The following is a 10607-nucleotide window of genomic DNA, read 5'->3' as shown; positions in this document are numbered from 1 at the left end:
CGGTGGTGTCGTAGATCTGCAGTGGCAGTGTGACCGCGGTGGATCCGGTCAGCCGGGGGTGCGGCGGGGGCCGTCGCCGTAGGTGTATTCGGTGCGTATGCGGCCGTCGCGGCCGTGGCCTATGACGTGGGCGGGCTGGTGCTCCTTGGCTGCTCGCGCGCGGCGCTGACGGCCTCCTTCTGCGTGTGGTGCGGTTCGCGCGGCTTGCGGCGGCCCTCGTGGTGCTCGACCTGCCACCGGTCGCTGTCACCACGCGTAGCCGAGGGCGTGACGTGGCAGACGGTGCGCTTGGCGGTCTTCTCGGCCATGGCCTGTGCCTTCTCGATGTGCTCCTCACGGGCCGCCCAGCGTCCGGGGGCGTTTCCAGCGGGGGTGTGTCCTGTGCGGTCATCTCGCCCCGCAGCCGCTGCAGGCGCACCGGGTGGCGCCAGCGCCGCGACTCGACGGCCATTTCCCCGGGGAATTCGGCCACCAGTTCGGGCGCCACTGGGATGAAGTCGAGCGGTTGGCGGCTGCCTCAGTGGGAGAAGATCCGCATCCCGCGCCAGGAATGACCAGCCCCCGCCGGGGACAGCTGCCCGGCTATACGCGGCCGATCAGTGACGGCAGCCTGTATCGGCGATCAATCGCCTGACCAGGGCGGGCTTGATCGAGCGACCCGCCGACCCAGCCGCGGGGGCGGCCCGGTACGTGCTCAGCCCGACCGCGGCCGGGCGGGCCGAAATGCTTCAGCGCCTGCGCAAGCCCGCCGACCACGAGATCACCGACTTCACCCGGTTCTACGTCGTCCTGGCATTCCTCTCCCACCTGCCCGACGTGGCCGAACGGCACGCGGTGCTGCGCAGACGGCTGGAGTTCCTGGAAGAACCGGCGAGCTTCTTCTACGACAACGAGCGGCCTTTGCGTGCCGAGGAGGTCGCCGACCCCTACCGGCGGGGCATGCTTCTCACCGCCCGCGCCACCAGCCGCGCCGAGCGGACCTGGCTGCGCGAGACCCTCGGGGAGGGACCGCCCGTATTCGACACCGGATGCACCGACAGCGATCCGCATGCGCCCGCCGCTCCCGCGAGCTGACTGTCCACGGAGGTACCCCCATGCTTGCATCCTGGTACGACGACCAGGGACCCGCCGCCGATGTCCTGCACGTCGTGAACTCGCCGATCCCGTCCCCGGCCCCGGCGAGGTCCGCGTCCGCGTCACCGTCTCGGGCGTCAGCCCCGGCGACACCAAGAAACGGCGCGGCCGGCTCGGCTCGTCCATGCCCTTCCCGCGGGTGATCCCGCACAGCGACGCCGCCGGAGTCATCGACGCCGTGGGCGCCGGAGTCGACGTCCACCGCGTCGGACAACGGGTCTGGGTATACGGCGCCCAGTCCTACCGCCCCTTCGGCACCGCCGCCCAATACACCGTCGTACCCGACCACCAGGCCGCACCCCTGCCCGACCACCTCAGTGACGAGCTGGGCGCGAGCCTCGGCATCCCCGGCATCACCGCCCACCGCACCGTCTTCGCCGACGGCCCGGTCGACGGCCAACTGGTCCTTGTCCACGGAGTTCTCGGCGGCGTCGGCTCCCTGGCCGCCCAGCTCGCCCACTAGGCCGGCGCCACCGTGATCGCCACCGTCCGCCGCACCGCGGACCTCGACCGCGTCGACCCGGCCGTCACCCACGCCATCGCCCTGGACACTGGCGAGCCCGCCGCTGCCATCCGCTCGTACGCGCCGCGGGGCGTCGACCGGATCATCGAGGTCGCGCTGTCTGACAACGCCGATCTCGACAACACCGTCGCCGCCCAGGGGGCCGTCATCGCCGCCTACGCCACCCGCTCGGACCGCACTGAGATCCTCTTCTGGCCTCTGCTGTTCAACAACGTCACCCTGCGGCTGCTCGGCAGCGACGACTTCCCCGCCGAGGCCAAGCGCCAGGCCGCCCGCGACCTCACCTCCGCCGCCGCCGTCGGCGCCCCTACTTTCGCCGTCGGCGACTGTTACCCGCTGGACGACATCGCCAAGGCCCACGACCACGTCGACGCTGGCGGTGGCCACGGCCGCATCCTGGTCACCATCCCCCAACAGCGCAGACTCGGAACACTGCCCTGCTCAACTGCCCAGCCCTGCGGGGCGGCCCGTCGCGCTGCCAAGTATTCGGACCAGTTCCCGCCGGCGAGGGTGGCCCAGCGTTCGGCTGTCTTGGGGTGGATTCCGATCAGGTCGGCGATGACCATGGGCGGCGGGTCTACCAGGGCGTCCATCATGGCGGTGTTCCGTGCTGCGCGGGCGGGCAGACCGTGGTGTCTCAGGGTGTCGGCGAGGCCGAGGGGTTGCGCGGGCGTCCAGGGCTGTGACCGGGCAAGAGGTATCTGCACCCGGCCGTGTTGCTGTGCCGGGGGCTGTGCTGGAGCTGATCGTTCGGACGTCGCACTCCACACCGAACCGGAAGGCCCTCACCTGTTCAAGACCCTTCGGGCGAGACCTGGCTCATCCGTCCGCAACCTCGCGGCACAGAACAGCTGGATCGCGTCCGGCTCACCTGGAGGCGACGGGGATGGACAGGGTCCGCCTCATCAAGAAGCGGGCGGGGGCACGTCCGCCTTCTTCGCCGGCCCCGGCGAGATGACTCGTGCGTATCCGCCGGGGCGGGCCCGCTTGCCGACGGCGTCAGGTTCCGTCGCGCTCGTCGCGGACATCGTCCGGGCTGAGCCCGGCTTCCTCCATCGCCTCCCGCATGGTGCGTCCGGTGGCGCCGTCGCCCTGCCCGGCAGTCGTCTTTTCGTGAGACGTCTCGATGACGTCGTCGGTGGACGTCGTCTTCGGGCGGTTCTCCTCGGGAACGGTCACGACTTCTCCTTGCTCGATTTTCTGCGGGACGGCGCTCAGGCCGGGTGGTCCGGCTGCTGCTCGGGAGGCGTACCGCCGCCCTTGCCTCCGCCCTTGTTCCCGCGGTCCGTGCCATGGGCGTGGCCGCCGCCCTCCTGGCCGGGCTGTGCCGCCTTGCGGGATTGGCTGTCCTGCGGAGTGCCCGCCCCCTTGTCACTGCGCCGCAGTTCGGGCTGTTGCGGGTTGGACATCAGCTCTCCTCCTTGCTTCACCTGTTCGCCGAAACGCTTGCCGGTCACTCGGGTAGCGCATCGCCTCCGTCCGAAATGTTCTCGGACCGACAGGGCTGTGGCCACAGGGGCGGAGTACCCAGCGGGCTCGCGGCCAGCGCACGCATGGCTGCCTCCATGACCGACCTCGGCGTCACCTGGCTGGAGGAGCCCGTCTCCTCCGACGACCTGACCGGGCTGCGCGAAGTGCGCGACGCGGTCGCCCCCGATGTCGCAGCCGGTGAGTATGGCTATGACCTGCCGTACTTCACCTGGATGGCCGCCTCGGAGGCCATCGACTGCCTCCAGGCCGACGTCAGCCGCTGCGGCGGCATCACGGTCTGGCTACGCGCCGCGGCCGTGGCCGGGGGACTCGGGCTGCACATCTCGGGTCACTGCGCTCCGCACCTTCACGCCCACGTCGCCGCGGCCGTACCCAATGCGCGCCATCTGGAGTGGTTCCACGACCACGTCCGCGTCGAGAACATGCTGTTCCACGGCACGCTCGACCCGCAGGGCGGCAGCGTCACCCCCGGCGCCTCCGGCGAGCCGGGCCACGGCCTCACCTTGAACCGGACGGCGTCCGACCGCTACCGCACCGCATGACCCGGCCCGGCACGACCGACGATGATCCCGTCGGCGGTGATCCACCGGCCGGAGGCATGGTCGCCGCGGCCACCACCTCGCTGCCCGAACGCGCCGACACCGGCAGCGACTACGACTACCGCTACGCCTGGGTCCGCGACCAGTGCTACGCCGGCATCGCGGTCGCGGCACACGGCCCGCACCCCCCCTGCGGGACCGCGCGGCGGGCTTCGTCGCCGACCGCATCCTGGAAGACGGCACCGCGCTGCGTCCCGCCCAACACGGTGGACGGGACGCCGTTGCCACCCGAACGCGACCTGCCGTTCGTCGGCTACCCCGGTGGCAGCGACCGGACCGGCAACCGCGCAGGCCGGCAGTTCCAGCTCGACGTCTGCGAGTAGGCACTCCAACTGTTCGCCGCAGCCGCCCGCCACGGCGTTTCCTGGACACCCGGGCGGCCGAAGCCGCCACCCTGGCCGCCGAAGCCGTCGCGGACCACTGGACGCAGCCGGACGCCGGGCTGTGGGAGCTGGAGGACCGCTGGTGGACCCACTCCCGTCTCTGCTGTGTCGTCGGCCTGCGCGACGTAGCCGGACACCCGTCGCGGGATGTCGGGATAGCCATCGCGCACCAGCCCCGCGTATCGGTCTCGCAAGGCCACCAGGCCTCGGTACAGCTCCGCCTGCCGTCCCTCGGCGGCGGTCAGCCGCTCGAGTTCGCCGTCGTCGGTCCGCCCCACCCACATGCGCACACCCTCGTAGGTGAGGATCTCCAGGCGGTGCAGGTTGTCGACGACCTTGCCGTACGCCTGGGCCGTCGATCCGCACGAGTCGTTGCCGATCAACCGCCGATGGTGCACGGATGGGTGGCCGGCTTGGGTCCGTACATGAACCCGCACTCGGCGAGCTGCCGGTTGAGGTCGTCCAGGAAGATGCCCGGCTCGACCACGCAGCGGCGGTTCTCCGGGTCCACCGACACCAGCCGGTTGCAGTACTTGCTCCAGTCGAGCACCACCGCGGTGTTGCAGCACTCGCCCGCCAGGCTGGTGCCGCCGCCACGGGACAGCAGCGGTACCTCGTGCTCACGGCAGACCGCCACCGCCTCGACGGCCGCCTCCACCGTTCGGGGTACGACCACTCCGATGGGCACCTGCCAGTAGTTCGAGCCGTCCGTCGAGTACGCCGCCCGCGTACCCGCGTCGAACCGGACTTCCCCGTCGACCCGCTCACGCAGGTCGCGCTCCAGAGCGCTCACGTCGGTCGGTGCCTGCGGGCGCCTGACGACGGATGGGGCAGATCGACCGGTTGCATGAACGACACTCCACTCTGTTGACGGAAGCGGGCGGAGGCGGCGCGGGGCGGGGCGGGGCGGACGTCCTACGCCGTCAGTCCTTGCCACGTCCCGTCAGGGCGTCCCTGATCCGGTCGACCATGCCCGCGCCGGGGGCCAGCAGCTTGTTGGCCGGCGGCGTGTCCGGAGCCGACGGATGCGGCCGGGTGGGAGCGGTCTTCTTGGCCTGACGGACCTTGTCCCCCAGTTTCATCAGCTGGTCCTCGGAAGCCGCCGAGCGCAGCCGCGGGAAAAGGTTGTCCTCCTCGTCCCGGACGTGCGAGCGGATCTCCGTCATCAGCTCGCCGATGAGCCGGTCGAACTCCGCGTCACCGGCGTCGACGCCTTCGAGTGCCTTCATCGTCCGCTCGGCCCCGGCGTGGTCCTCGATCTCCTGGTCGGCGACCGCGTCACCGTCCGGCAGGAACTCGCGTACGGCCGGGTAGAGATACGCCTCTTCGGCGACCGAGTGCCGCACCAGCTCGATCACGGCCCGGTCGGCGTACTTCTTGCGCTGTTCGTTCCCCGTGGGCAGGGCCTCGATCTTCCCGAACAGTTCTTCGACCTCGCGGTGATCGGTCGTCAGTTCCGCGATGACGTCTCCGCCGTGTCCCATGAGTGCTTCCTCTCTGCGCGCTGACCGGAATCTCCTCGACCGTGTATCCATGGCCCCGCACCCGCAAACCGGGCAGGCAATCGGCGCATCGGACCCGGCATGTGGGCGCGTGCGGGCCGCACTGCGATGGAACACCGTCCTCGGGGTACGCCTGTGGCGACCGGGTCCGCGACTCCTTGAGGGGTGTTGCGTGTGCTGCTGTCACGAAGCAGAACACGGCTGAAGCAGAGGACCGCACTGGCGGCCGGAGACACCGCGCTCCACCTCGACCGGCGCCTGCCCCTGGTGGACGTCGCCCGTGCGGCGCTGCGCAAGGCGTTCCCCGATCGCTGGTCCTTCCTGCTGGGCAAACTGGCGCTGTACAGCTTCGTCGTGCTGCTGGTGACCGGGGTGTGGCTGACGCTGTTCTTCCAGCCGAGCATGTACGAGGTCATTTACCAGGGCTCGTACGTGCCGCTGCGCGGGGTCGGATGAGCGAGGCGTTCGCCTCGACCCTGCACATCAGCTTCGACGTACGCGGCGGTCCGCTGATCCGCCAGATCCACCACTGGGCAGCGCTGGTGATGGCCGGCTCCGTCGGCGTGCACATGCTGCGCGTGTTCTTCACCGGAGCGTTCCGGCGGCCCCGTGAGGCCAACTGGGTGATCGGGTTCACCCTGTTCCTGCTCACGATGCTGGAGGGCTTCGCCGGCTACTCGCTCCCCGACGATCTGCTGTCGGGCACGGGCCTGCGGACCGCGCAGGGCTTCGTGCTGTCCGTGCCCGTGGTCGGCACCTATCTGAGCATGTTCCTGTTCGGCGGGGAGTTCCCGGGGCACGACATCGTCTTGCGGCTGTATCCCGTGCACATCCTGCTCCTGCCGGGCGCGCTGCTCGCGGGGGTGGCCCTTCACCTCATCCTGGTGTTCCACCTCAAGCACACCCAGTGGCCCGGCCCCGGCCGCACCAACCGGAACGTGGCGGGCAAGCCGATTTTCCCGCAGTTCGCCGCTCAGTCGGCCAGCCTGCTGGCCAGTCTTCGGGCTGCTCGCGGTCCTGGGGGCGGTCGCCCAGATCAACCCGGTGGGGAACTACGGCCCCTACCGGCCCGACCAGGTCTCCATGAAGTTTCCCCGTGATCTTGGGACACGTGATGGTTACGCCGCGAGGGCGTGTCGATGGTGCTGCCTGGTCTCGGCCGGGGTGAGGTAGCCGAAGGTCTTGTGCTTGCGCAGGCGGCGGCGGTTGCAGAAGGTCTCGATGAAGGTGAAGACGTCGGCGCGGGCGGTGGTCCGGTCGGCCCAGGTGCGGGTGCCGATCTCCTCCTTGAGCAGGGCCCAGAAGCTCTCCACAGCGGCACTGTCGAAACAAGATCCGGTGCGCCCGCAGCTCTGCCGAAGTCCCAACTCGCGTATCGGTCGCGGAATTGGATCGAGGTGTACTCCCTGCCGCGATCGCTGTGGATCACGCAGTCGGGCTCCAGTCCGCTGCGGCCGTGGGCCATGTCGAGAGCGTCGATGACGAGTTCGGCGCTGTGGTGGTCGGCCATGGCATAGCCGACCACCTCACGGGCGGCCAGGTCCAGCCAGCAGGCGAGGTAGAGCCAGCCCTCGGCGGTCGGCAGGTAAGTGATGTCGCCGACCAGCTTGATGCCGGGACGCTCGGCGTGGAAGTCGCGGCCGATGAGGTCCGGGGCCGGCTTCGCCTTCTTGTCCGGCCGGGTCAGCGAGCGGTGCTTACGGCTGGTCACGCCGTGGATGTCGCGCTCGCGCATGATGCAAGTACAAGATCATGGGGTCATTGGATCCAGCGATCAAGCTAGGACCAGCATATTGGCTTGTTGTCATGGGCGCGTCGGTCTACTGCATATGCGGCTGTGTACGATGCGGCCAGGGCAGGTCAGCAGCCACCCTCACAAGATCTCAAGACGGAGACGCCCCACAGTGGCTGGATAACAGTGCTGGCAGGGCGCCCCAAATACCCCCAGGCTTGTCGAAGGCGGCCGTGGGTGATCCGACGCTGACCTTCAAGACGCCGCTGAACGCTCCACAGACCGCATTGTCGCGGGCACGCGCAGGCCGGCCCGTGGAACGGATGTCGCCCAGCAGGTGGCAGGCTTGACGATTCCCGGTATCCGTATTCACTGCCGCGCCCTCTGGAAGATCACGCGGCGGAGGCCGCTTCCGCGAGTGGCTCCTGCCATGTTCAGTGCGACCACGACCGAATCAGCGTCGTGATGGGCGCCCACCACACTGCCGAACAGGCGCCGGGAGAACAGGTCACTGACTGTGGCGAGGGAGAGTCTGCCCTTCTCGGGAACGCTCTTCGTCATCTCGCCCACCCGGACGAGCGGGGTCCTCGTCGGTGAAGTGCCGCGCGACGGAGTCCGGTAATGCCGACCTTTGCCAGCAATGCCGGCGGGATGTTCTGCTGCTCCCGCACGACTTACCTGATTCACCCAAAGCGCCCCTCAACGACAGCGTCTGCCTGAAGCACGCCCTCTATGCCGTCGGCGCTCTGAACCTGATCCTTATGGTCACGATTCGGCACGAGAACAATGATGTAGTCACCGGCCTCGGGGCTCCTGATCGCGGGGCCTTACCGGCCCTCCGTGCACCTCAACCACGCGCTGGCAACCGCCGCGGCCCAGACCGACACCGCGAACGCCGGGCCGGACATTCGACATGAGTTGTTAGCCAGCCACGTGAGCATCGTGACGCCCCGTCAGAGTCAGCGTCGAACGAGCGTCAAGACGTTTCGCCAAGCGCCCCTCACGAAGTCGACGAGGTAGGGCGCACGTCACGCGCCACCGCTCGAAGCGGCAGGTGAGACACGTGGCGCGAGCTGCGCCGCGCTCCACGCGATGGACCTACGGAAACATGTCGACACGACCCGCCCGCACCCCGGGGAACCAGAAGAACAGCAGGTCAGACGCCCTTTGCTACGGGCTCCAGAATCGCTACACATTCCACATGCGACGTCATCGGAAACAGATCGAACGCCCGCAGCGTCCGCACCCGGTATCCCCCATCACGGAAGTACCCCAAGTCCCGCGCCAGCGCGGCCGGATCGCACGCCACATACGCGATCTTCCGCGCCCCCAGCGACGCCAGGTGCTCCACCGTCTTGCGTCCCGCCCCCGCCCGCGGCGGATCCAGCACGATCAGGTCGACCTCCGCGATGCCCGTGCGCGGCAACACGCTCTCGACCTTGCCCTGTTCGATGCGGACGCGGTCGAAATCGGCGAGGTTGTGCCGTGCGTCCTCCACCGCCCGCTTGCCGGACTCGATGCCGAGGACCGCTCCCCGGTCGCCGACGCGGTCGGCGAGGGCACCGGCGAAGAGGCCGACGCCGCAGTACAGGTCGAGGGCCATGTCGCCCTTGCGCGGCAGCAGGCCCTGCATGACCGCGGTCACCAGGGTGTCCGCGGCCTTCGGGTGGACCTGCCAGAAGCCGCCGTTGCCGACGCGGTGCGTACGGCCGTCGGCACGCTCGCGGACGAAGGGACGGCCGTGGACGCGGTGGACACCGCCGGAGCGCTCGTCCACACGCAGGACGGAGACCGGGCGGTCGAGTTCGACGAGCGGAAGGCGTGCGCCCGGCTTCGGCGTGAGGATCACCTGGCGGTCCTGGGAGCCCGTGGCCGCGATCGCCTCGACGGAGTCCATGCCCGTCCAGGCCCGCTTCTCGATCCCCAGCTCGCTGACGCCCTCCGCGGCGATCATGCAGTGGTCGATCGGCTCCACCTCGTGCGAACGGTGCCGGCGCAGACCCGCCCGGCCGTCGGCGGTGACGGCGTACTGGACGCGGGTGCGCCACGCGGGGACCTGGCCCGCGGGCACCTTGTCGCCCTCGGCGGGCAGCACGGTGCCGTCCCAGCCGGCCTCTTCCGGGGTGAGCCCGGCGAGGTGCTGGAGCTGTTCGGCGATGACGTCGGCCTTCAGACGCCGCTGCGCGCCGGGCTTGGCGTGCTGCCAGTCGCAGCCGCCGCAGCGGCCGGGGCCGGCGAACGGGCAGGGCTCGTCGATGCGGTCCTTGGAGGCGTCGAGCACGGTCACGGCGTCGGCGCGCAGGAACCGCGCGCCCTGCTCGCCCTCCGTCACGCGCGCCACGACCCGCTCGCCGGGCAGCGCGTGCCGGACGAACAGCACCTGGCCCTCGGACGTACGGGCGATGCAGTGACCGCCGTGGGCGACGGGGCCGACCTCGACCTCGTACTCCTCCCCCACCAGCGACTTCCTCGGTTCTGCCTGCATGGCGGGGTGACTCCAAAACACGTGAGGGGGAAGGGCCGAACGGAAACGGCCGGACAACAGCCCACCAGTCTACGTGGCTGTCACCCGGCCGTTTCACACGAGCCGCCGGCTCAGGAGAACCTCACGACTTGTGCTCGGGGGATTCCTTCGACCGCACCTGCGCAGGACCCCTCCGCACCGACCCCGGCGCGTTCCAGTCCTGCTGCCTGCGGGCCCGCCGCTTGGCCGCCTCGGAGGACTGCAGCTGGTACGGCACCGAGGTCACCATGATCCCGGGTGTGAACAGCAGCCGGCCCTTCAGCCGCAGGGCGCTCTGGTTGTGCAGCAGGTGCTCGTACCAGTGACCGACGACGTACTCGGGGATGATCACGGACACCGCGTCCCGCGGGGACTCCTTGCGCAGTCCCTTGACGTACTCGATGATCGGCCGCGTGATCTCGCGGTAGGGCGAGTCCAGGACCTTCAGCGGTACGTCGATGCCGCGCCGTTCCCACTCCTCGCGCAGGGCCTTGGTCTCCGCCGGGTCGACGTTGACGCTCAGCGCCTCCAGCGTGTCCGAGCGCATCAGCTTGGCGTAGGCCAGGGCGCGCAGCGCGGGGCGGTGGATCTTGGAGATCAGCACGACCGAGTGCACCCGCGAGGGCCGTACGAGGTCGTCGCTCGGGCCCTCGGGGGCGGCGATCTCGGCGGCGACCCGGTCGTAGTGCTTGCGGATGGCCGTCATCGTCGCGTAGAAGATCACCATGCCGAGCTGGGCG

8 protein-coding genes and 7 pseudogenes are annotated in these 10607 nt (G+C 69.8%); 5 read left to right on the top strand and 10 right to left on the bottom strand.

Annotated features, from left to right (window positions below; all coding sequences use genetic code 11):
- Nucleotides 1–119 precede the first annotated feature (119 nt).
- Entirely contained in the window at nucleotides 120–308 is a 189-nt protein-coding gene (locus ABZ281_RS20640; RefSeq protein ID WP_356657445.1) for a DUF2188 domain-containing protein, read from the bottom strand.
- 263 nt (nucleotides 309–571) lie between these two features.
- Between ABZ281_RS20640 and ABZ281_RS20635 the strand changes: the two are divergent.
- Nucleotides 572–1074 (top strand): annotated as a pseudogene (locus tag ABZ281_RS20635) (PadR family transcriptional regulator); the annotation flags it as partial.
- 20 nt (nucleotides 1075–1094) lie between these two features.
- Nucleotides 1095–2071, top strand: a pseudogene (locus ABZ281_RS20630) (NADPH:quinone reductase); the annotation flags it as partial.
- Between the two features lie 585 nt (nucleotides 2072–2656).
- Here the strand turns inward: ABZ281_RS20630 and ABZ281_RS20625 are convergent.
- Nucleotides 2657–2836, bottom strand: coding sequence for a hypothetical protein (locus ABZ281_RS20625; RefSeq protein WP_356657443.1), 180 nt, complete (start codon nucleotides 2834–2836; stop codon nucleotides 2657–2659).
- Between the two features lie 35 nt (nucleotides 2837–2871).
- The gene (locus ABZ281_RS20620; protein WP_356657441.1) at nucleotides 2872–3114 is read right to left on the bottom strand and encodes a hypothetical protein; all 243 of its coding nucleotides are present in this window, start codon (nucleotides 3112–3114) and stop codon (nucleotides 2872–2874) included.
- Nucleotides 3115–3201: 87 nt separating this feature from the next.
- Between ABZ281_RS20620 and ABZ281_RS20615 the strand changes: the two are divergent.
- Together ABZ281_RS20615 and ABZ281_RS20610 are read left to right on the top strand one after the other, a co-directional pair.
- Nucleotides 3202–3690 (top strand): annotated as a pseudogene (locus ABZ281_RS20615) (enolase C-terminal domain-like protein); the annotation flags it as partial.
- Nucleotides 3687–4070, top strand: a complete 384-nt coding sequence (locus ABZ281_RS20610) for a glycoside hydrolase family 15 protein (RefSeq protein ID WP_356657439.1) — start codon at nucleotides 3687–3689, stop codon at nucleotides 4068–4070. The pseudogene ABZ281_RS20615 and the gene ABZ281_RS20610, both read left to right, overlap by 4 nt.
- Nucleotides 4071–4255: 185 nt before the next feature.
- On the opposite strand, the pseudogene ABZ281_RS20605 reads toward ABZ281_RS20610, so the two are convergent.
- Nucleotides 4256–4923 (bottom strand): annotated as a pseudogene (locus ABZ281_RS20605) (FAD-dependent oxidoreductase); the annotation flags it as partial.
- 130 nt (nucleotides 4924–5053) lie between these two features.
- A complete protein-coding gene (locus tag ABZ281_RS20600) occupies nucleotides 5054–5614 on the bottom strand; it encodes a hemerythrin domain-containing protein (protein ID WP_356657437.1) in 561 nt (186 codons plus the stop codon).
- A 237-nt stretch (nucleotides 5615–5851) separates the two neighbouring features.
- On the opposite strand from ABZ281_RS20600, the pseudogene ABZ281_RS20595 reads away from it, so the two are divergent.
- Nucleotides 5852–6715: pseudogene (locus tag ABZ281_RS20595) on the top strand (cytochrome b); the annotation flags it as partial.
- A 35-nt stretch (nucleotides 6716–6750) separates the two neighbouring features.
- On the opposite strand, the gene ABZ281_RS20590 reads toward ABZ281_RS20595, so the two are convergent.
- The 5 genes and pseudogenes from ABZ281_RS20590 to ABZ281_RS20570 form a co-directional block, all read right to left on the bottom strand.
- Nucleotides 6751–6999, bottom strand: coding sequence for an integrase core domain-containing protein (locus tag ABZ281_RS20590; RefSeq protein WP_356657435.1), 249 nt, complete (start codon nucleotides 6997–6999; stop codon nucleotides 6751–6753).
- 2 nt (nucleotides 7000–7001) lie between these two features.
- Nucleotides 7002–7367: pseudogene (locus tag ABZ281_RS20585) on the bottom strand (DDE-type integrase/transposase/recombinase); the annotation flags it as partial.
- 366 nt (nucleotides 7368–7733) lie between these two features.
- The gene (locus tag ABZ281_RS20580) at nucleotides 7734–7925 is read right to left on the bottom strand and encodes a hypothetical protein (protein ID WP_356657433.1); all 192 of its coding nucleotides are present in this window, start codon (nucleotides 7923–7925) and stop codon (nucleotides 7734–7736) included.
- A gap of 595 nt (nucleotides 7926–8520) precedes the next feature.
- Nucleotides 8521–9849 carry a class I SAM-dependent RNA methyltransferase gene (locus tag ABZ281_RS20575; protein WP_356657431.1) on the bottom strand — a complete coding sequence of 443 codons (1329 nt, stop codon included), beginning with the start codon at nucleotides 9847–9849 and terminating at the stop codon, nucleotides 8521–8523.
- A gap of 121 nt (nucleotides 9850–9970) precedes the next feature.
- Nucleotides 9971–10607: pseudogene (locus ABZ281_RS20570) on the bottom strand (DNA-binding protein); the annotation flags it as partial.

Origin of the sequence: Streptomyces sp. NPDC006265 (assembly GCF_040613555.1) — a bacterium.
In the GTDB taxonomy this organism is placed as follows: Bacteria; Actinomycetota; Actinomycetes; order Streptomycetales; family Streptomycetaceae; genus Streptomyces.
The sequence above is the reverse complement of the archived record's forward strand: the minus strand, read 5'-3'. Positions and strand labels throughout refer to the sequence as shown.

Bases quoted from the DNA above. Each gene is read 5' to 3' on its own strand.
- ABZ281_RS20640 (WP_356657445.1), bottom strand. From the start codon at position 308: ATGGCCGAGAAGACCGCCAAGCGCACCGTCTGCCACGTCACGCCCTCG.
- ABZ281_RS20610 (WP_356657439.1), top strand. From the start codon at position 3,687: ATGACCCGGCCCGGCACGACCGACGATGATCCCGTCGGCGGTGATCCA.
- ABZ281_RS20600 (WP_356657437.1), bottom strand. From the start codon at position 5,614: ATGGGACACGGCGGAGACGTCATCGCGGAACTGACGACCGATCACCGC.
- ABZ281_RS20580 (WP_356657433.1), bottom strand. From the start codon at position 7,925: ATGACGAAGAGCGTTCCCGAGAAGGGCAGACTCTCCCTCGCCACAGTC.
- ABZ281_RS20575 (WP_356657431.1), bottom strand. From the start codon at position 9,849: ATGCAGGCAGAACCGAGGAAGTCGCTGGTGGGGGAGGAGTACGAGGTC.